The following is a 21,957-nucleotide window of genomic DNA, read 5'->3' on the forward strand; positions in this document are numbered from 1 at the left end:
TTAAAATTAGAGGAGGTATAACTATGAACATTAACAATTTGATTGTTAAAAATATGGATAACCCCCATGAGTTGGAGAAGATGTATAGAAAAGATCCGAAAGCTTTTAAAAAAGCATTCTCACAAGCATGGGACCAAAACCCTGATTCCCAGGTTCTAGGTGCTTGGTATGAAAGGTTGCATTTCAAGGAGAAAGTAAATAAAGAAAAAACATCTTTGTTTCAAAAAGGTTTCTTATTCATGGGCCTTTTAGCTATTCTGGCCGGCATAAGCACCAGGATCATTTTCCACTTTGTTGAGCAGGAAGCAATTGCTCCAATTAACTTGGCTTTTGGTGTAATTCCCTTTATTGCTGCTTATTTTGTTTACAATAATACTCCCAAAAAAAGTATTATTTATTCCCTTGCAGCGTTGTTCCTTATTTCCGGGATGTATCTTAATACGTTGCCATTAAATTATAAAGACAGTACCATTCTTGCTTATTTACATCTTCCTATATTTTTATGGGTCTTAGTAGGGCTTGCGTTTACAGGAAATGAATATTCAAAAGGCAGTACAAGATTAGCCTATATAAAATTTAATTTAGAATATTGTCTTCTCTACGCCAGCATGGCAGTGAGCGGAATGATACTAGCAGTATTCACCATGCGTTTATTTAGCTTTGTTGACTTAGATATAGGAGAATTCTATTTTAGTAATGTTGTTTTATTTGGAGCAGCGGCTCTCGCTATTGTGGCTGCATACTTAGTATCAATGAATCTTAAGCTTGCTAAAAATATTACACCATACATATCTAAAATTTTTAGTCCTCTCGTCCTGATCACGTTGCTTATCTATCTTATAACGGTAATTTGGGTCGGGAAAAATCCGTTCTTGGATCACAATTTCCTAATGGCCTTCAACGGAATCCTCCTTGGTGTATTGGCTGTTACCATATTTTCTATCGTTGAAAGTGACTCGGACGAGAAAAAGAATATTTCAGATTATATAAATTTTTCCTTAATTGTTCTGGCGCTTATTATTGACACTGTCGCATTGTCAGCCATAGTATTTAGACTTTCTTCTTACGGGATTACACCTAATAGACTTGCTGTTTTAGGAGTAAACATACTGATTTGGGCAAATCTCATTTGGATTATGTTTGCCTATATGCGTTTCTTGCAAAATAAATCAGGACCAAAAGCTATCCAAGATGCCGTTACGAAGTATTTGCCAATATACGGACTTTGGGCAGCTTTCGTTATATTTACGTTTCCTATCATTTTTAATTAGAAAGGATCTGTTAATGCGGGAGTGGTGAGGGCTAATAATCATTGGGGGATGAACAAAACCTCCAATGATTAAAGTTTCACTTTATTACAATTGGTATTATTACGTTTGTAGTTTCGGTAATTTCATTTGTATTGATAAATAAGAAATAAGAAATAAGTGTTGTATGTAATCTTTCCATAATAAAAAACGTCCCAAAATGGGACGTTTTTTATTATGCGTATTGCCGTTTTTTCTTAATAAGCAACAAAACTTGTGAAACACAAGCTAGTACCGGTAACTCAATCAACGGTCCAATAACGAGTGCAAGTGCAATAAGAGGTTCATCTGGAAAAGCAGTCACAGCAATTGCGAGTGCAACAGGCGAATTTCTCGCTAATGTTGTTAAGCTTAGGCTTACAGTGTCTTCATAGGATAAATGCATCATACGTCCTACAAACTGTCCTAGTATAAAGTTAATCATGAAGAACAGTAATACTGGTATAAGTAACAATAAAACAACATTCATATTTTGTAATAAGTACTTACCTTGTGAGGCAAACATCGCTAATATTGCTAAACTTAAAAATACAATTTGAGCAGAGCTGAAAAACGGAATGAGATTATTCTCGAGTGTTTCAGCTTTTTTCAGTTTATTCATAATGAATTTTGTAGCGTGTGCAAGTATAAATGGTAAGACGATTACGATAACAATACTTTCTACTAAAACAGAAACCGCTACAGTTTTCATGACACCAGCAAATAAAAATAAATAAATTGGAAGGAGTAGTACTTGCAAAATTAAATTTACAGGTAAAATTGCAGTAGAAAGTGCTACATTTCCTTTCGCTATTTCAGTAAAGATTAAGTACCAATCTGTGCATGGAGTAACCATTAACATTATAAATCCAACCCAAAGTGCTGGATGATCTGAAAGAAATAGTGCTCCTAATCCCCAAGCGAGTAAAGGGGTCCATAAGAAGTTAATAGTAAGACTTGTTCCAGCAAATTTTAAATTGCGAAATCCGTTTTTTATTTCTTTTAATGGGATGCTGAGGAATAATCCATATAGCATAAAAAATAAGAAGGGGACAATAAATTGTTCTGAATACATATGTATCAAATTAAATTGTCCGAGTACGATGCCGCATGTAACAGCAAAAAGAATAATAAAAGTTTGAATTTTTTCTATAGTGCTCATGAATAAATCCTTTCTATATATGAATTTTCCTCTCTAAGTTTATTATACAAGTAATAAAGATGTATTTGGTGTTCAATTGTATTTTAGTTAATATTTTTAAATTGAGATTTTGTTTTTTATTAAAAGTTACTTGACTAAAGTAAGTAACTATATTACAATCACTTACATAAGGTAATTAAATAACAAAAAGTTTTGATAGCTTAACTTAAGGTATCTATTGAAACTTTTTCTTAGAATAAGAATTTTTATGATGATGAATAATGAATATGAAAAGAAAGATTAGGTGAAGAAAATGGGACTATTTAGCTCATTATTTGGTAAAAAAGAAGAAAATACGAATGTAGAGGGGAATAAAAAAATGTCAAAAGTATTATTTGTAAAAGCAAACGATCGTCCAGCGGAGCAAGCAGTTAGTTCAAAAATGTATGAAACATTTGTAAGTACTTATAAAGAAGCAAATCCAAATACAGAAATTACGGAATTAGATTTATTTGCATTAGATCTTCCTTATTACGGAAATATCGCGATTTCAGGTGGATATAAACGTAGCCAAGGCATGGAGTTAACAGCTGAAGAAGAGAAGGCAGTTGCTACAGTAGATCAATATTTAAATCAGTTTTTAGAAGCTGATAAGGTTGTATTTGCATTCCCATTATGGAACTTTACAGTACCAGCACCATTAATCACATATATTTCATACTTATCTCAAGCTGGAAAAACGTTTAAATATACAGCAAATGGCCCAGAAGGTTTAGTTGGTGGTAAAAAAGTAGTTGTGTTAGGTGCTCGTGGTTCAGATTACTCTTCAGAGCAAATGGCTCCTATGGAAATGGCAGTTAATTACGTAACAACTGTACTTGGATTCTGGGGAATTACAAATCCAGAGACAGTTGTAATTGAAGGGCACAATCAATATCCAGATCGTTCACAACAAATTGTTGAAGAAGGTCTAGAAAACGTTAAAAAAGTAGCAGCGAAATTTTAATTTATGATAGTAAATGGAAAAACCAACATGGATGACCGTGTTGGTTTTTTAGTCTGTTTTTCATGTTAAAAAATGTATGTTTATAAAATAAAAGAAAAGTTCGAAAATAGTATTGCAAAATATTATATAGCAAACTATAATGAGTTCAAGAATAGTTGATACTTAAATTAAATATTCAGAAAATTCAATTAGTTAAAATTGGAAAATGAGATAAGGAAATTTGAATGGGGGTTATAATATGGCGAATAAAGTACCGTTTTCGTTCATAGTAGTTATTGGATTAATGTTATTTGCACTATTTTTTGGAGCAGGAAATTTAATTTTCCCAGCGATGCTTGGTCAATCAGCAGGAGAGAATGTATGGATTGCTAACGCTGGATTTTTAGTAACTGGTGTTGGATTACCATTACTAGGTGTACTAGCATTTGGTTTTTCAGGTAAAGATGATTTACAGTCATTAGCAAATCGTGCTCACCCAGTGTTCGGGATTGTATTTACAACAGTTTTATACTTAGCGATCGGTCCGTTATTTGCAATACCGAGAACAGGAAATGTATCTTATGAAATTGGTCTTAAGCCGTTTATGCCAGAGGGAGTAGGTTCTACACCTTTAATTCTTTTCACAATTATATTCTTTAGCATCACTTGTTTTTTTTCGCTAAATCCCGCGAAAATTGTCGATATTGTTGGAAAAATTTTAACGCCAATTAAGTTGACTTTCATCGGTATTTTAGTAATCGTTGCTTTTATACATCCGATTGGAGATATGCAAGCACCAGTGGAAGCTTATACATCACATGCATTCTTTAAAGGATTCCAAGAAGGATACTTAACGATGGATACGCTCGCATCATTCGTATTCGGGATTATCATCATCAATGCTATTAAAGAAAAAGGTGCGAAAACGAAAACACAAATTATGGTCGTTTGTGCAAAAGCGACAATAATTGCAGCATCTATTTTAGCAATTATCTATACAGCTCTTTCTTATATGGGTGCTTCAAGTGTTGCAAAGCTTGGACATTTAGAGAACGGCGGAGAAGTATTAGCGAAAGTTTCTAACTACTATTTCGGATCATATGGCGGAGTATTATTAGGATTAATGATTACAGTAGCTTGTTTAACAACTAGTGTGGGACTTGTATCAGCATGTTCTTCATTCTTCCATAAGTTATTCCCAAATGTTCCTTACAAAGCAATTGCAATCACACTATGTGTATTTAGTGCAATTGTTGCAAACGTAGGATTAACACAGTTAATCGCAGTTTCTGTTCCAGTATTAACAGCAATTTATCCACTAGCAATCGTATTGATTTTCTTAACATTCTTCCATTCATTATTCAAAGGAAGAGCTGAAGTTTATCAAGTGAGCTTAATCGTAACATTTATCATCAGCTTATTCGATGGATTAAGTGCAGCTGGAGTTAACATTGAAGTAGTAAGCCAAGTGTTCACTAAATTCCTTCCGATGCAGGAAGTAGGATTAGGCTGGATCTTCCCAGCGATTATCGGTGGATTTATCGGATATGGCATTAGCGTTGTAAAAGCAAAAAATCAAGTTCAACCAGCTAGTGCGAATAAGAAAATAGGTTAAATAAAAAAGTTATAGAACTTGTTTCTATAACTTTTTTTGTTACTATTGATAAGGATAGAAAAAATAAAGTAGTAGGGGAAATAAAATGAAAAAAACAATTGATCATATCGGCATCGCAGTTCGAGATATAGATAGTACGATACGTTTTTATGAAAATGTGTTACTAGGAACTTTAATAGATCGTTACGTAAGTGAAGCTCCTGGTGTGGAAAGCGAAGTAGCCATTCTTGAAGTGGATGGAGATAGAATTGAATTACTTGCACCGACGAATAATACGACATCTCCAATTGCCCGTTTTATTAAACAAAAAGGTAAAGGTGTTCATCACGTTGCGTATCGTGTCGATGATTTAGATGTGGCTCTAGAAGAGTTAAAAGAACAAGGTATTCGGACATTAGAGCATACACTTCGGATTAATAAGCACGGTAGAAGATTAATATATCTTAACCCAGCGGATACAGAAGGAACGATTATCGAGTATTGTGATTATCCGGAAGAGAAATAGAAGAAGGATATTTTAAAAAGGTGTTACGTTATTACGTAACACCTTTTTATTTATGTATTTCACATTTTCTTCACAAATGATTCACGATAACTTTTCTTCATTGATAACTTACATAAATATATTTTATGATATAATAACAATCGGCTTTAAAAATGTAAGTTGTATCTATCATAATAGTTACTATTATATTGGAAGTTTAGAGGTGGAATAGAAATAAAGAGTTATACTTTATAGAAATTTATATTTAATCAGGTTAATATTTCTACGGAGAATCAAACTTTGGAAGTTAAAGTAATGAAAATAGAGCGATGAGGAAGAGAGAAGTGAAATGAGTGTGAAAGTAATGAGAAGATTAGGGACATGGTTATTACTTGCATGTGTGCTTATCATATTGATACCGAAAAGTGCATCTGCTCATGCGTACGTTGTGAAATCAAACCCTACTGAAAATGAAACATTGAAGAAAGCACCATCTGTTGTAAAAATCGAATTCGATGAGGACATACAAGTTTCAAGTTTTAATACATTGTACGTGAGAGATACATCAGGTAAAAGGGTTGATTTAAAAGATGCTCATATTGATAAAAAAAATAAAAAGCTATTAGAAGCTGGATTAAAAGACAATCTCAAAAATGGTCTTTACTCTATTCAGTGGAAAGTGATTTCAGCTGATGGACATCCAATTCAAGGAGTTATCCCGTTCCGGGTTGGATTAGCGGAAGCGGAAACAGACGATATACAAGTGGAAGAGATGGGTTACGTCCCACAAATCGATATGATTATGGAACGTGGAATTTTATATGCAAGTTTCTCACTATTTATAGGAGTGCTATTCTTTAATCTTATTATGTATAAAGGCAATGCAACCTCGGTTCGATCAAGGAGTAAGAACATAATATGGATCTCTTTATTTGGGATATTAATTAGCTTGTTATTCAATCTACCACTGCAAGCGAAAATAAATGCTGATGTTTCATGGCTAGAAGCATTCAATCCTTTACTATTAAAAGAAACATTACAGCTTTCTGTTTTTGGTTATGTATGGATTACTCAAATGGTTCTCATTAGTACGCTTATAATTGTTACGTATTTTGCGGTGAAGCATGAGAAGTTTTCGTCGTTTAAAGTATGGAGTATTCCAATACTATTGTTTATAGGGTTACTTGTTATGAAGGCCTTTAATAGTCACGCATACGGTTTAAAGTTTAAAAACATTGCTGTCGTTATGGATTTTCTACATTTATTAGCAGCTTCATTATGGGTTGGTGGTTTATCATCTATTATTCTTCTTTTACGTAAAGAGGATAACAAGTGGCATATGTATTGGGATATGATTAAGCGTTTTTCACCGTGGGCAACAGGTGCTGTCATCGTGATTTTAATAACAGGCCTTTTTAACAGTACATTTTTTATTCCAACAATCCACTCGTTATTTGATACGAAGTATGGATTGGCTTTATTAGCAAAGATACTATTATTTATTTTCATGGGGATATTGGGAATTATTCATTATGTGAAAGGGAGAATAAGAGCGCAGCAAGGATTAGGAGCTACGGTGAAAGTAGAGTTTGTCATTGGAATTATCATTTTCGTAATCGTAGCTTTTATGACAAACGTACAAACACCACCGATGCCTCCTACTGGACCATTTACAGAGAGTAAGCAATTAGATAATGGATATGAACTTACGCTAAATGTAAGTCCGAATAAGGTAGGACAAAATAAATTCCATATTACACTAAAGGACGAAAAGGGACAGCCTGTTACTGGTATGGAACAAATGATATTGACGACTCAATCATTAGATATGAACATGGGAAAAGGTTCATTTAAAGTTTCAGTAGTTTCACCAGGAGAATATGAAGCAGAAGGTATGTATATTAATATGACAGGAAACTGGAATATACATGTTCATGGATTAACAAAATCTCTTGATAGTTTCGATACAGATTTTAAATTTATTGTAGGTGGCAGATAAAATTTTACCAATCATGCTGCTAGCGAGTAGCAGGATAAACAGATGTTATAGATGAAAAGGAGTAAATAGAAAATGAAACGTATAAAAAAATTAGGAACAACAATGATCGCAACAATTATTGCAATGGGAATGTTTTCGTTACCTGTTAGTGCGCACGTCACTGTAAAACCAGCAACTTCTGACGTTGGTTCTTGGGAGACTTATACGATAAAAGTACCAGTTGAAAAAAATGTAGCAACGACAAAAGTTACACTGAAAATACCGTCTGGAGTGGAGTTCCAACAGTATGAACCAGTGCCAGGATGGAAAGTTGAGGAGCAAAAAGATAATGCCGGAAAAGTTAAAACTGTAGTATGGGAAGCGACAGGAGAAGGAATTTTAACAGGTCAGTTCCAGCGATTTACTTTCGTCGCTAAAAATCCGGATAAAGAGCAAAAAATAGCTTGGGACGCATATCAACAATATAAAGACGGAGAAATTGTTGAATGGACAGGCGATGAAAAAGCTGAAAAACCACATTCACTTACTACAATTGCAAAAGGTACGTCATTAACAGGAGAACATGGTGAAGTGTCTCGTGTAGAAAAGAATGAAGGTACTAGTAATATGCAATTGATAGCAATTGTCTTATCTATTTTGGCGATAGTATCGTCGGTAAGTGCGTGTGTTTTTGTAGTACGTCGTAAAAAGTAAGACGTAAGAAAGAGCCTACAAACAGCAGGCTCTTTCTTACGTTTATTTCATTTCAACTTGCTGCCTTATAGCAAGTGCTTTCGGTTTTATATTTACAAAACAAATGCTCACAACAATAAATAATAGCCCAATAAATAAGCTCATTGTAATGGCCTCATGTAAGAAAATTGAACTTACAATAATAGCGATTAGTGGAATGAGGAATGTATAAGCCCCAACTTTACTTGCTTCACCAGCTCCCACAAGTGTGAAGTATGCAAGCCACCCCATTGCAATAACGAAGAACGAAATAAAGAGAAGTACGCTAACAAATGGCATACTCCAAGCGATACTAGACCAGCTTTCAAACTCTGAACCAAATCCAATTAAGCAAAGTCCACCAATAATAAGCTGAAGTGTTACCATCCAAATGGCATTAACACGGTGACCAGTCTTCTTAATAAATACTGTGCCAAGTGCCCAGCCAATCGCGCATCCTAACGCGAGAAGGATTCCGATAATAGAAATATGTCCAGTTAAACTGCTAGAGCTAATAACACCTACGCCAATAAATCCGAGAACGAGCCCGAAAATTTTCAAGCCGTACATTGATTCTTCAAGCCATATCCACGAGAAAATACCGAGTAAAACTGGTTGTAGAAATACAATGGCGGAAAATAACCCAGCAGGCATATATTGAAGGCCGACAGTTTGTAACCCGTAAAATATAATGATGTTAAGTAAAGAAGAAATAACGTATAAATGCCACGTTTCTTTTAAATGTAACTCTTTGTATTTCGGTAATGCGAAAAGGAGTAAAATGAATCCTCCAATTAAAGTTCGAACGCCTGCAAATAAAACAGGTGGTGTATAATGCAGGGCAAACTTTGATAAAGGCCAATTGATTCCCCACATGAAAACGAGAAAAGTAAGGATTATGGCCGTCTTAGTTCGAGAAAGCTGTGTCACTGAAAGACCTCCTTGTTGTTATTCATTTCACTATGATATGATATCAACTGTAATAAATAAAATGAATCTTTTTTATGAGGAGTATAAGTGATTAGTTATGACCATTACACAACTGCAAGTATTAATAAAAACCGTTGAGTTAGGTAGTTTTACGAAAGCTGCTCGGGTGTTAAATATGACGCAGCCAGCTGTTAGTCATGCGATTTCAAGTATTGAGTCAGAGTTAGGAGTTACTATTCTTATACGTGATAAACGAAAAGGGCTACTCGTTACGGATGTAGGAAATAGGATTCTTGTACATATTAGAGAGATTTTGAACGGTGTAGCGAAGATTGAACAAGAAGTTGCGATGGAGAAAGGGCACGAAGTTGGGACGATTCGAATTGGGAGTTTTCCGAGCGCTTCTGCACATTTTTTACCCAAAATGATAAACCTTTTTAAGGAGAAGTATCCGAACTTAGAAGTAGTTCTTTGTGAAGGAACGATTAAAGAAGTTGAAGATTGGTTAGTATCGAGGGTTGTTGATATAGGAATTGTTATTTTGCCTAATAAAGAGATGGAGATTGTTCCATTAACGAAGGGGAAAATGGTTGCTATCTTAAGAGATGATCATCCTCTTTGTAAGAAGGACTCTATTACAATTAGTGATTTAGAGAATGAACCGATCATATTATGTAAGGGTGGATACGAACCACCTATTATTGATATGTTTAAACAAGCAAACGTACCACTTCGGGCTGAGTATGTAATATCAACCGTTACTACAGCTTTAAATATGATTCAAGAAGGATTAGGCATTGCAATATTAGCTGAATTATCTTTAACGAATTTACCAAAAAATGTGCAAACGAGAGAATTGGAACCACAAGTATGGAGAGAAATTGCTTTAGCTGTTCCTTCATTAAAGGATTCTTCAATCGCTGTGCAGCTATTTATTGAAGAATTTCAAGCGCTATTTGCAGAATAAAAAGGGTTGTCTCATATATCATAATGGGACACTTTTTAATTTGCTTATAAAAAATCTATGAAAAGGATTGACTTATTTTTTAGTTGTAACTATAATGATTACATCGAGGTGGTGATTACGATGAAAATTAGTAGCCGCTTTTCTATAGCTGTTCATATTTTATCTATTTTAAAAAACAATCCATCTTCACTATGCACTTCAGACTATATGGCTGAGAGTGTCAATACAAATCCAGTAGTCATTCGTAAAATTATGTCGTATTTGAAACAAGCTGGCTTTGTTTATGTAAATCGTGGACCAGGTGGCGCGGGATTACTAAAAGATTTACATGAAATCACATTGTTAGATGTGTATCATGCAGTGAATGTAGTCGAAGAAGATAAGCTATTTCATATTCACGCCCAACCGAATCCAGATTGTCCAATTGGGGCGAACATTCAAGCGGTGCTAGAAATTATTTTAATTCAAGCACAATCCGCGATGGAAGAAGTTTTGAGAAATATTACGATGGGGCAGTTGTTTGAAACTTTGCAAGAAAAAATGAATGCTTAAATAATATTTATATTTTTTTATCACTAATGTAACTGATTCGATTACAACTATAAAGGTAAGGTGTAAAAGTATGACTGTAAAAATGAAAGTATACTCAGATTTTATATGTCCATTTTGTTTTTTAGCAAAAGGTCCATTAGATGAAGTAGCGAAAGAGAAAGATGTAGAAATTGAATGGATGCCATTTGAATTACGTCCAAGTCCATATGCAAAAATTGATCCATGGAATGAGCCAGAAAAATTAGGCTCATGGGATGCTTTTATTCTTCCAACTGCGAAGAAGTTAGGAATCGATATGCGTTTGCCACGTGTTTCTCCGCATCCATATACACATTTAGCTTTCGAAGGGTGTCAATTTGCGAAAGAACGTGGACTAGGAAATGAGTATCATCACCGCGTATTCACAGCATTTTTCCAAGAAGAGCAAAACATTGAAGATATTGATGTTTTAACAAAATTAGCGGTAGAAGTAGGTCTTCCTGAAGCTGAATTTAAAGATGCGTTAGTAACTCGTAAATATAAAGAAAAGCATCAAGAAGCAATTCAGCACGCATATGATGAAGCGAATATTATGGCTGTTCCAACTGTCATGATTGGAGATGAAGTCATTCAAGGGCTAGCTAGTAAAGAAACGCTACAAAGAGTCATTGATAAAGAAATTGAAAAGGATAAAACAAATTCATTTGAAGGTATGCAATGTAATACAGATGGATATTGTTAATTCGCTTGTTATGAAATAACAAAATAAATTATAAAACAAATATTTGGAGGAATTAAAATGTCAGCAACTACAACAAACTTAAAAGAAGCAATTGTGAACCGTCGTTCTATTCGTAAAGTAACAAAAAACGATGCAATTACGAAAGAAAGAATTGAAGAAGTTTTAAAAACAGCTTTACACGCACCAACATCTTTCAATATGCAAAGTGGTCGTATGGTTGTATTAATGGATGGAGAGCATGAAAAGTTTTGGGATATTGTTAAAGAAACACTAAGAGCTCGCGTACCAGCAGAAAACTTTGAAGCGACTGTAGAAAGATTAAAAGGTTTCCATACAGGTGTTGGGACTGTGTTATTCTTTGAAAATCAAGCAACAGTAGAAAAAATGCAAGAAAATGCACCATTATATAAAGATCAGTTCCCATTCTGGTCTCATCAAGGAAATGCAATGTTACAACATACTGTATGGATGTTATTATCGGCTGAAGGAATTGGTGCATCATTACAACATTACAATCCAATCGTAGATGCTGAAGTGAAAGAAACTTGGAACATTCCGGCAGAGTGGAGTTTAGTAGGACAAATGCCATTTGGTGAGCCAAATGAACAACCAGCAGAAAGAACGTTCTTGCCTACTGAAGATGTAGTGAAATTTTATTAAGAAATACAATATGTAACGAGAAGGAAGCTGTGCTTAAAAACAGCTTCCTTTTTTGTAGTGGTGTTAATTTAGGCGGATTTAGGGAAGAAATATAAGAAATAATACGGTGAGAAGGGAATTAGAAAAATGAATGATGAGAAAAAATATACAGTGGTAGGTACTGATGTTGAGGAAGTAAAGCGTTTAAATAAAAATTCAGGGTTAACGTATAATCAAGTGAAAGAAATGTTAGCAAAGCAAATGCAAAAAAAGAAGTAATTAGATTGAAATCTTTCATTTTTTCATTTAGCATTTTGATTGGAGAGAGTTAAGTAAAAGGTAACTCTCTTTTTTGTATAGCTAAGCATCTTATAGAGTGGAGGAAGCAACATGAAGAAATGGGTAAAGGTAACGCTGTCTATCGCTGGAGGTATTGTCTTATTAGCATGTGCTGGCGGATATTACGTGTATAAAAATTATTTTCCAAAGGGACCTGAGCGCATTGTATATGATAAAGAAAGAGTGCTACAACCGATACATAATCAGCTTAAAGGAATCAATATAGAAAATGTAAAGATAAAAGAAAAAGAAATCGTAAATGCGACTGTAGATGAGCTTCAAAAAATGATTGATGATGGAAAGTTGTCATATGAAGAATTAACGAGTATTTATCTTTTTAGAATACAAGAACATGATCAAAATGGAACAACATTAAATTCTGTTACAGAGATAAATCCTAATGCGATGGAAGAAGCAAGGAAGTTAGATCAAGAGCGAGGTAGAAACAAAAAGTCGAATTTATATGGTATTCCTGTCGTTGTAAAAGATAATGTACAGACGGAAAAAGTGATGCCGACTAGTGCAGGAACTTATGTATTAAAAGATTGGATTGCAGATCAAGACGCAACAATTGTGAAGCGGTTGAAAGAAGAAGGGGCATTTGTTTTAGGAAAAGCGAATATGTCTGAGTGGGCGAACTATTTATCTTTTACAATGCCAAGTGGGTATAGTGGGAAGAAAGGACAAAATTTAAATCCGTACGGTCCGATCACATTCGATACTTCAGGATCAAGTTCAGGATCTGCTACAGTAGTTGCGGCAGATTTTGCACCGCTTGCAATCGGAACAGAAACGACGGGATCGATTGTTGCACCCGCGGCGCAGCAATCAGTAGTTGGGTTACGTCCATCTTTAGGTATGGTAAGCAGAACAGGAATTATTCCGTTAGCTGAAACTCTTGATACAGCAGGACCTATGGCAAGAACGGTAAAAGATGCAGCAACGTTATTTAATGCAATGATAGGTTATGACGAAAAAGATGTTATGACAGAAAAAATGAAAGATAAAGAAAGAATTGATTATACAAAGGATTTATCAATAGATGGATTAAAAGGGAAAAAGATAGGACTTCTTTTTTCTGTAGACCAACAAGATGAAAATAGAAAAGCAGTAGCAGAAAAAATTAGAAAAGACCTTCAAGATGCAGGTGCGATATTAACTGATAATATCCAGTTAAGTGCTGAGGGTGTAGATAATTTGCAAACATTAGAATATGAGTTCAAGCATAATGTAAACGACTATCTTTCACAGCAAAAGAATGTACCGGTAAAATCGTTAGAAGAGATTATAGCGTTTAATAAAAAGGATAGTAAAAGACGAATAAAATACGGACAAACATTAATTGAGGGGTCTGAAAAATCTGCTATAACGAAAGAAGAGTTTGAAAACGTAGTGCAAACGAGTCAAGAAAATGCAAGAAAAGAGCTAGATAGGTATTTAGTAGAAAAAGGTTTGGATGCTCTAGTTATGATTAATAACGATGAAGTTCTTCTATCAGCTGTAGCTGGTTATCCGGAATTAGCGGTTCCTGCTGGATATGATAAAAATGGAGAACCAATCGGTGTAGTGTTTGTAGGGAAACAGTTTGGTGAAAGAGAGCTTTTCAATATTGGATATGCGTATGAACAGCAGTCTAAAAATAGAAAATCGCCTAGTTTATAAAAGATTATATGAAAAATAACTGGAATCCACCGAAATTATGTTGGTGGATTCCAGTTAAACGAATCTAACAATATGAAAAGAAAAAAAGGATTCTTCTCAATTAGTAAGAAAGATTGTCTATAGGAGTTCATAAAATGTAATATATTCAATTTCCATCCATTGAAGGGGGAGGTTAATTCTTAATGAATGAAGTAAAGAGTTTTTTTCGAAGTAGAGGGTTTCAACGGTTTCTCGTTTTAATAATAGTAGCGCTTGTATTATACGCATTAAAAAGTATGATTAATTTAATATTAATTACGTTTATACTGACGTTTTTAATGGATCGATTTCAACGTTTTATTTCAAGAAAATTGAAAGTAAACCGGAAAATTGTTATTGCATGTTTATATATAATACTAGTTTCCTTTATAGGCACAACGTTATATAAATATTTACCTGTGCTGACGATACAAATTTCACAATTAATTTATCAATTTAAACTATTTTTTCAAAATCCACCTGATAATGAAATCGTTAAATATGCACTTTCGACAATTAATGGGATGGAAGTATCAAAATATATAGAACAAGGTGTAGACGTCATATATCAATCAATAGCAAATATAGGGAAGGTAAGTTTACAAATATTATTATCTCTAATTTTAAGCTTATTTTTCTTATTAGAAAAAGAGCGTATTATTACATTTACATCTAAGTTTAAAGATAGTAAGTTAAAAATCTTTTATGAGGAAATTGCATATTTTGGTGAAAGATTTGCAAGATCGTTCGGAAAAGTAATTGAAGCTCAGTTTTTAATTGCCGTTGTAAATTGTATTCTTACTGTCATTGCATTAATTGTTTTAGGATTTCCACAGCTACTCGTATTAGCTGTTATGGTTTTCTTACTAGGGTTGATTCCTGTTGCAGGTGTGATTATTTCTTTGTTTCCACTTTGTATCATTGCTTACAACGTAGGCGGAGTTATGTACGTAGTATACATACTCGTGTTCATAACAGTAATCCATGCTCTTGAAAGTTATTTTTTAAATCCGAAGTTTATGTCTGCAAAAACAAATTTACCAATCTTTTATACATTTATGATTCTTATCTTCTCAGAGCATTTCCTTGGAATATGGGGGCTTATTATCGGGATACCAATCTTTATCTTTTTATTAGATGTACTTGATATAAATAATGAGGATGCGACTAAAAAATAAGAAATGATAGAAAATCATTAAAAAGTCATAGGAGATAATGAAAATAAAAAGCAATCCAAAATAAATTGGATTGCTTTTATCTTAATTAAAGAACAGGAGCCATTGTTTCTTTCAATACTTGAACAGAGTGATCAAATTTTAATTCTTCTTCTTCACTTAATTCAACCTCTAAAATTTCACGAACACCGCCGCGATTTAAAACAGCAGGTACCCCGATATAAACATCTTTTTGACCATATTGACCTTCTAAGTAAGCTGATACAGTTAATACACTATTTTCGTCGTTTAAAATTGCTTTTGTAACACGTAGAAGTGACATACCGATACCATAATAAGTTGCGCCTTTACGCTCAATAATATGGTAAGCTGCATCACGGACGTTTATGAAAATTTTGTCTAAATCTTCTTGATTATACGTGTTGTCTTTTTCAAGCAGTGTTTGTAGTTTTTGGATACCAACGGAAACATGACTCCAAACAGGAAGTTCAGTATCGCCGTGTTCTCCGATAATATAAGCGTGAATGTTGTGTGGACCAATATTGAAGTACTCACCTAACATATAGCGGAAACGAGCAGAATCAAGCGTTGTACCAGAACCGATTACACGTTCTTTCGGTAAACCAGATTCTTTCCAAGTTACGTAAGTTAAAATATCTACAGGGTTTGTTGCGATTAAGAAGATGCCATCAAATCCGCTATCCATAATACTGCGAACGATTTGTTTAAAGATTTTAGCGTTTTTCTCAACTAAATCTAAACGTGTTTCGCCTGGCTTTTGTGGTAATCCAGCTGTAATAACTACAAGGTCAGCATCTTTACAGTCTTCGTAGCTACCTTTCCATACTCTGGTTGGAGCTGGTGCGAATGGAACAGCATGACTTAAATCCATTGCTTCTCCTTCAGCTTTTGCCTCATTTACATCGACTAAAACAAATTCTTCAGCTACGGCTTGGTTAATCATGCAGTAAGCATAACTACATCCAACTGCTCCTGTTCCTACTAATACAACACGGTTAATACCTTTTTTCATTTCAAAATTCCTCGCAATTTCATTGGTTTTGTTATGTAAGATAATACGTCTTACTTCTATAGAATCATATCTAGTTTATTACATTTTATAAAAGATATTCAAGTATTTGAAAATGTATCCGTGTAATTCCTTGCCCAAAACATAGGAATGAAGGTAACTGAATATAATTCAGTAAAATCCTTTGTAAAAGGGGAAATGGCATGGGGAACCCATTAACAATGGAAGAGATGCTTCATATTATTCATGCAGGGCTTGTTAAAAAGAATAACCCAAAACGGATTACGATTGCCGGTGCAGGGATTTCTGGATTAGTTGCAGGTTCTTTATTAAAAGAGGCTGGGCACGAAGTAACGATTATAGAAGCAAATAACAGAATAGGTGGCAGGGTGTATACGATTCGGGAACCATTTAGTGTGGGTTTATATTTTAATGCGGGACCGATGAGAATCCCTGATACCCATAAGTTAACCTTAGCGTATATTTATAAATTTAAACTGCCTTTAAACCTTTTTATAAATAAAACTTTTGCAGATATCATTTACACGAATAACATTCAAACGAGATTGAATGTGTTTGAAAATGATCCAAGTGTACTTGAATATCCGGTTTTGGATAAAGAAAGAGGAAAAACGGCAGAAGAGTTAATGATTGAGGTATTAGAACCAATACTAAATTATATTAAGAAGGAACCGGATAAAAACTGGCTTATCGTTGAAAAAAAGTATAAAACGTATTCGCTTGGTTCATTTTTAATGGAGTATTATTCAGATGGTGCAATAGATATGATCGGGGTACTTCTTGATATGGAAGCTTATATGGGAATGTCCTTAATTGAAGTATTACGTGAAATGATCTTTTTTACTTCAACAACGAAATATTATGAAATAACTGGTGGAATGGATAAGTTATCGAATGCATTCTTACCACAATTAAGGGAGCATATTTTAATGCCGTATAAGATTGATAAAATCATACAAGAAGATAATAAAGTAATGTTACAAGGAAATCATGAGCAAACGTTAGAGCAATTTACAATAACAAGTGATTTTGCTATTATTACAATTCCATTTTCAGCGTTAAGATTTGTAGAAGTTCAGCCATACTATTTATTCTCTTATTTTAAAAGAAGAGCAATTCGTGAATTAAATTATATTGCTGCAACTAAAATTGCAATAGAGTTTAAAAGTAGATTTTGGGAGAAAGCGGGACAGTGTGGTGGAAAATCTATTACTGATTTACCGATACGGTTTACATACTATCCGAGTTATGGCATTCATACTCCAGGACCAGCTATCGTTATAGCAAGTTATACGTGGGCAGATGAGGCGTTAACATGGGATAGTCTCCCGCAAAGAGATCGTATTCGTTACGCATTAAAAAATTTAGCGGAAATATACGGTGACATCGTCTATAGTGAGTTTGTCACTGGAACATCTTTTAGCTGGAGTAAAAATCCGTATTCTTGCGGTGCATTTACAGCTTTCGAACCAGGCCAAGAGCTCGAGTTATTTCCGTATATTACACCATCATCTGGAAAAGTACACTTTGCAGGAGAGCATACGACATTAACACATGGATGGATGCAAGGGGCAATTGAGTCTGGAGTTAGAGTTGCATATGAAGTAAATGAACAGTGAATCTCTTATATTTACAAATGGTCATTCTTTTAATAAAATGATAAATATAAATCGTAATTATTACGCTTTGAATACATTTGAAGTAAAGAAATGGATGGTCGGTTGAATGAATAAAGTGGAGATTCATATATTAGGTGGTTTTTTAGGTAGTGGAAAATCAACATTATTACAAAATTTATTGTTAGCAGAGAAACAGAAGAATAGAAAAGTTGCAGTATTAATGAATGAAATTGGTGAATACTCGGTAGATACAGATATTATTGGAAAAGAGAATGTTTTAAGAGAACTTCTTAAAGGTTGTATTTGTTGTACGTTAAAAGAAGAGCTTGAAATACAATTACATTCGTTATATCAACAAGAAAGACCAGATGTAATTTATATAGAAACGACAGGTGTTGCGCATCCAATTGAAGTGTTAGACGCGTGTGTCTCGCCAATTTTAGCACCTTTCCTGGAAGTGAAATCAATTGTAGTCGTTTTAGATGCCGTAAGATGGTTAAACCGAAGTATATTAAGTGCAAATGTACAACAGCTACTGCATGAGCAACTGAAATTTGGTAGTCATATTCTTGTTAATAAAGCAGATTTACTAACAGATGAAGACAAGAACATAGTGCTTGAAGAAGTAAAGGCAATAAATGATCATGCGAAATTGTATGAAACAAAATATTGTAATATATCTTTAAAAGATATTGAAGAAGCTGAATTTACAAATGATGAGGAACATGAGACACTACATGTCAAACAGCATTTACATATACAAACGATGACATATCAATTTACGAAACCGATTGATCAAGACAAATTATATGAATGGCTTTCGAATTTACCAGATAGTATTTATCGTGTGAAAGGTTTTGTGAAATTTCATGGAGATAAATACCCTCACCTATTCCAATATTCGTTCGGAGTACCAACTTTATTGGAACAAGATTTCGGTTTCCCAACAAACTTGGTAGTAATAGGAGAAGGACTAGATAAGAAACGATTGGCTGAAGGATTAGAGAAAGTAGAACTTAACTCTAATTAAGGTGAAAAGACTAACTTAAAAAAATAAGTTAGTCTTTTTGTATGGTCATTACTGAAATGAAACAGTATTTTCAATTGGATTGCAGAATATATATTGATTGTATGTCCGTTTCCATTACATAGGAAGGTGATTATATATTTGTGCCGAATGTAGAGGGTACTACAAGAGTTTTCCATTATCTATCGAATTAGTTAGTCATGATTACGGACAGGGGATTTTGGCGTGTTTGATTCTATCAGAAAGTAAAGTATGGGGAGGATCACAATGTCGATGAAAAAACGTAAGTGGCTAAAGACAATGTTTACTGGCTGTGTTTTAGGTTCGTTATTAATAACGGCAGCTTGTTCAGGAAAGAAAACAAGTACAGAGGATGAAAAAACGATTAAGGTAGGAGTCCTTGCTTCTTTAACAGGACCGCTAGAATCGTATGGAAAACAAACAGTGAACGGATTTGAATTAGGGTTAGACTATGCAACTGGTGGAACTGGGAAAGTAGATGGGAAAAAGATTAAGTTTGTTGTAGAAGATACAGAAACGAAAGCGGATGTAGCAGTGAAGAAAGCTACGAAGTTATTAGAAGAAGAGAAAGTTGATTTTTTAGTTGGATCGTCTAGTTCAAGTGATACGTTAGCGGTTTTACCACTGGCTGAAGAATATGAAAAGATTATGGTTGTAGAACCAGCAGTTGCGGATAGTATTACCGGGAAGAACTGGAATAAATATATTTTTAGAACTGGAAGAAGTTCCTCACAAGATGCGATTGCAGGAGCAGCAGCAATTGCGAAAAAAGGTGTAAAGATTGCGACATTTGCCCCAGATAACGCTTTTGGTCGTGAAGGGATTGCTGCATTTAAAGCGGGTGCAAAAAAATTAGGTGCGAACATTGTGAATGAGCAATACGCGGATACAAATTCAACAGATTTTACAGCGAATATTCAAAATATCATTAGTTCAAAACCAGATTATTTATTTATCGTTTGGGCAGGGGCAAATTCACCTTGGAAACAGTTGAAAGATATGAATGTGGAAGCGCAAGGTATTAAAATTTCTACAGGTGCCCCAGATATACCAGCATTAAAAACAATGGATGCATTAGTAGGTATGCAAGGTTTTTCTGTATATTATCACACACTTCCAAAAAATAAAGTGAATGATTGGCTAGTTGAAGAGCATAAAAAACGTTTTAATGGTGTAGTGCCAGATTTGTTTACAGCGGGAGGAATGTCAGCAGCAATTTCTATTGTAGAAGCTTTAAAGAAAACAAAAGGTGATACAGATGTAGATACATTGATTAAGAAAATGGAAGGAATGGAATTTGATACACCGAAAGGAAAGATGAAGTTTAGAGAGAAGGACCACCAAGCGATGCAGACGCTGTATTCTATCACATTGAAAAAGCAAGATGGTGTTGATTATCCAGTGCCAGTGTTAGAGCGAGAATTAACGATGAAAGAAACAGAACCACCAGTTCAAAATAAATAGACTGAATTTTCTGTTGTTTTGTATAAAGAGGGGGGACCCTCTTTATACATATTTCTTTCATACTCACGGCTTTAAAGGGAGGGATTTCGTGACACATTTGCTAGAGACGAAAAATCTTAGTGTATCTTTTGGTGAACATCAAGTTATTAAAGATGTAAATTTAACTGTCCAAAAAGGAAAGCTCATTTCTATTATCGGGCCAAATGGTGCGGGGAAGACAACATTATTTAATTTACTAAGTGGACAGATTTCACCCACAACAGGTGAAGTGTATTTTAAAGGGCAAGATATTACAAAACTATCGATTTCAGATCGAACACGCTTAGGAATCGGTCGCTCTTTTCAGCTTACAAACATATTCCCAGAATTAACGGTACTTGAAAATGTCCGTTTAAGTGTTCAATCATTCGTACAAGATTACTATAGTTTTTTCCCGAGTCCAGCAAAATTAAAGCAACAAGTTGGAGAGGCGAGACGTTTCTTAAAAACAGTATTACTTCACGAGAAAGAGAACGTATTAGCGAAAGATTTGGCACATGGAGAGAAAAGAAAGCTAGAACTTGCGATGTTATTAGCTTTAAAAACGGATGTGTTATTACTTGATGAGCCGACGGCAGGTATTTCGGTTGAGGAAGTCCCTGCTATATTACAAGTGATTGAAAATATTAAGAAACATCCAGAGAGCACAATTGTACTTATCGAACACAAAATGGATATGATACTAGGTTTGTCAGATCATCTTATCGTTTTATTTCATGGAGAGTTATTGGCTGAAGGATTGCCAGAAGAAATTATGAAAGATGAGCGTGTACAAAGTGCTTATTTAGGGGGATTATATAGTGGCACTATTACAAGTAAATAATATAGAAACGTATTTAGATCAGTTTCATATTTTGCAAGGAGTATCTCTTGGTGTTGAGAAAGGGACGATTACTGTACTGTTTGGTAGAAACGGGGCAGGGAAAACAACGACATTACGTTCAGTTATGGGGTTTCACCGGATTGCAGATGGTGAAATTTATTATGATAGTGCAAAAGTAAGTGGATTACCTACACATTTAATTTCAAGGAAAGGAATAGGGTATGTACCAGAAAATCAAGGTATTTTTCATGATTTGACAGTAGAAGAAACATTCGCCCTTGCTAGGGGAAAAGGTGAAGAAGTAGAAGTGAAAATAGAGTGGATGCTGGAACTATTTCCGGATTTAAAGCAGTTTTGGAATAAGAAAAGTGGGCTCTTGAGCGGAGGGCAAAAGCAAATGTTGGCTATTTCAAGAGCGTTTATTAATAGTGATGGATTATTACTTATTGATGAACCGAGCAAAGGGCTATCCCCGATAATGGTGGAGAAATTAATGGTAGCTATTTTGAAGATGAAAGAGAAAACAACAGTTTTACTTGTTGAGCAAAATTTTATGATGGCTAGTCAAATTGGCGATTATTTTTACATTATGGATAACGGACGAATTGTTCATAACGGTTTTATGAATGAATTAAAAAAGGATAAGGAAATGTGTCATAAATATTTAGGAATCTCTTAACATGAATCCG

Annotated in this window: 21 protein-coding genes; 18 read left to right on the forward strand and 3 right to left on the reverse strand. The window is 34.4% G+C overall.

Going from position 1 to position 21,957, the window contains the following annotated elements; all coding sequences use genetic code 11:
• Positions 1-23: 23 nt before the first annotated feature.
• Positions 24-1,271 (forward strand): DUF4153 domain-containing protein, encoded by a 1,248-nt coding sequence (locus tag JFU02_RS29005; protein ID WP_201072006.1) that lies wholly within the window; start codon positions 24-26, stop codon positions 1,269-1,271.
• A 211-nt stretch (positions 1,272-1,482) separates the two neighbouring features.
• Here the strand turns inward: JFU02_RS29005 and JFU02_RS29010 are convergent, their stop codons facing one another.
• Positions 1,483-2,448 carry an arsenic resistance protein gene (locus JFU02_RS29010; RefSeq protein WP_098838334.1) on the reverse strand — a complete coding sequence of 322 codons (966 nt, stop codon included), beginning with the start codon at positions 2,446-2,448 and terminating at the stop codon, positions 1,483-1,485.
• A 292-nt stretch (positions 2,449-2,740) separates the two neighbouring features.
• Here JFU02_RS29010 and JFU02_RS29015 point away from each other — a divergent pair, with 292 nt between their 5' ends.
• From JFU02_RS29015 to JFU02_RS29035, 5 genes are all read left to right on the forward strand, one after another.
• Complete coding sequence (locus tag JFU02_RS29015) at positions 2,741-3,433, forward strand: FMN-dependent NADH-azoreductase (protein ID WP_000522528.1); 693 nt, start codon at positions 2,741-2,743, stop codon at positions 3,431-3,433.
• Positions 3,434-3,671: 238 nt separating this feature from the next.
• Positions 3,672-5,027 (forward strand): branched-chain amino acid transport system II carrier protein, encoded by a 1,356-nt coding sequence (brnQ, locus tag JFU02_RS29020; RefSeq protein WP_098838335.1) that lies wholly within the window; start codon positions 3,672-3,674, stop codon positions 5,025-5,027.
• Positions 5,028-5,112: 85 nt separating this feature from the next.
• Positions 5,113-5,532 carry a VOC family protein gene (locus JFU02_RS29025; RefSeq protein ID WP_000750850.1) on the forward strand — a complete coding sequence of 140 codons (420 nt, stop codon included), beginning with the start codon at positions 5,113-5,115 and terminating at the stop codon, positions 5,530-5,532.
• 328 nt (positions 5,533-5,860) lie between these two features.
• Positions 5,861-7,510 carry a copper resistance CopC/CopD family protein gene (locus JFU02_RS29030; RefSeq protein ID WP_103945446.1) on the forward strand — a complete coding sequence of 550 codons (1,650 nt, stop codon included), beginning with the start codon at positions 5,861-5,863 and terminating at the stop codon, positions 7,508-7,510.
• Between the two features lie 72 nt (positions 7,511-7,582).
• Positions 7,583-8,203, forward strand: a complete 621-nt coding sequence (locus JFU02_RS29035) for a YcnI family copper-binding membrane protein (protein WP_086407328.1) — start codon at positions 7,583-7,585, stop codon at positions 8,201-8,203.
• A gap of 42 nt (positions 8,204-8,245) precedes the next feature.
• Here the strand turns inward: JFU02_RS29035 and JFU02_RS29040 are convergent, their stop codons facing one another.
• On the reverse strand, positions 8,246-9,151 hold the full coding sequence (locus JFU02_RS29040; RefSeq protein WP_000192807.1) for a DMT family transporter: 906 nt from the start codon (positions 9,149-9,151) through the stop codon (positions 8,246-8,248).
• Between the two features lie 97 nt (positions 9,152-9,248).
• On the opposite strand from JFU02_RS29040, the gene JFU02_RS29045 reads away from it, so the two are divergent.
• The 7 genes from JFU02_RS29045 (at position 9,249) to JFU02_RS29070 (ending at position 15,227) form a co-directional block, all read left to right on the forward strand.
• The gene (locus tag JFU02_RS29045) at positions 9,249-10,118 is read left to right on the forward strand and encodes a LysR family transcriptional regulator (RefSeq protein ID WP_061667428.1); all 870 of its coding nucleotides are present in this window, start codon (positions 9,249-9,251) and stop codon (positions 10,116-10,118) included.
• Between the two features lie 120 nt (positions 10,119-10,238).
• Positions 10,239-10,670: an Rrf2 family transcriptional regulator gene (locus JFU02_RS29050; protein WP_071714426.1), complete on the forward strand. Its 432-nt coding sequence runs from the start codon at positions 10,239-10,241 to the stop codon at positions 10,668-10,670.
• Positions 10,671-10,740: 70 nt separating this feature from the next.
• Complete coding sequence (locus tag JFU02_RS29055) at positions 10,741-11,391, forward strand: DsbA family oxidoreductase (protein WP_000216656.1); 651 nt, start codon at positions 10,741-10,743, stop codon at positions 11,389-11,391.
• 57 nt (positions 11,392-11,448) lie between these two features.
• Positions 11,449-12,051 (forward strand): nitroreductase family protein, encoded by a 603-nt coding sequence (locus JFU02_RS29060; protein ID WP_001277031.1) that lies wholly within the window; start codon positions 11,449-11,451, stop codon positions 12,049-12,051.
• Positions 12,052-12,177: 126 nt separating this feature from the next.
• On the forward strand, positions 12,178-12,309 hold the full coding sequence (locus JFU02_RS32520; protein WP_000997344.1) for a hypothetical protein: 132 nt from the start codon (positions 12,178-12,180) through the stop codon (positions 12,307-12,309).
• 111 nt (positions 12,310-12,420) lie between these two features.
• Entirely contained in the window at positions 12,421-14,031 is a 1,611-nt protein-coding gene (locus JFU02_RS29065) for an amidase family protein (RefSeq protein WP_098515868.1), read from the forward strand.
• A gap of 182 nt (positions 14,032-14,213) precedes the next feature.
• Positions 14,214-15,227, forward strand: a complete 1,014-nt coding sequence (locus tag JFU02_RS29070) for an AI-2E family transporter (RefSeq protein WP_001006600.1) — start codon at positions 14,214-14,216, stop codon at positions 15,225-15,227.
• Between the two features lie 85 nt (positions 15,228-15,312).
• Here JFU02_RS29070 and JFU02_RS29075 read toward each other — a convergent pair whose 3' ends face one another.
• A complete protein-coding gene (locus JFU02_RS29075; protein ID WP_000715327.1) occupies positions 15,313-16,257 on the reverse strand; it encodes an L-lactate dehydrogenase in 945 nt (314 codons plus the stop codon).
• Positions 16,258-16,457: 200 nt separating this feature from the next.
• On the opposite strand from JFU02_RS29075, the gene JFU02_RS29080 reads away from it, so the two are divergent.
• The 5 genes from JFU02_RS29080 (at position 16,458) to JFU02_RS29100 (ending at position 21,947) form a co-directional block, all read left to right on the forward strand.
• A complete protein-coding gene (locus JFU02_RS29080; RefSeq protein WP_000528026.1) occupies positions 16,458-17,894 on the forward strand; it encodes a flavin monoamine oxidase family protein in 1,437 nt (478 codons plus the stop codon).
• 106 nt (positions 17,895-18,000) lie between these two features.
• Positions 18,001-18,924 (forward strand): CobW family GTP-binding protein, encoded by a 924-nt coding sequence (locus JFU02_RS29085; protein ID WP_061667429.1) that lies wholly within the window; start codon positions 18,001-18,003, stop codon positions 18,922-18,924.
• A gap of 264 nt (positions 18,925-19,188) precedes the next feature.
• On the forward strand, positions 19,189-20,406 hold the full coding sequence (locus JFU02_RS29090; protein ID WP_000061999.1) for a substrate-binding domain-containing protein: 1,218 nt from the start codon (positions 19,189-19,191) through the stop codon (positions 20,404-20,406).
• 88 nt (positions 20,407-20,494) lie between these two features.
• Positions 20,495-21,268, forward strand: a complete 774-nt coding sequence (locus JFU02_RS29095) for an ABC transporter ATP-binding protein (RefSeq protein ID WP_098838337.1) — start codon at positions 20,495-20,497, stop codon at positions 21,266-21,268.
• The gene (locus tag JFU02_RS29100) at positions 21,246-21,947 is read left to right on the forward strand and encodes an ABC transporter ATP-binding protein (protein ID WP_098838338.1); all 702 of its coding nucleotides are present in this window, start codon (positions 21,246-21,248) and stop codon (positions 21,945-21,947) included. The genes JFU02_RS29095 and JFU02_RS29100 overlap by 23 nt, the downstream gene beginning before the upstream one ends.
• The last annotated feature ends 10 nt before the right edge of the window (positions 21,948-21,957 follow it).

Source organism: Bacillus sp. TH13 (assembly GCF_016651175.1).
Classification (GTDB): Bacteria; Bacillota; Bacilli; order Bacillales; family Bacillaceae_G; genus Bacillus_A; species Bacillus_A thuringiensis_S.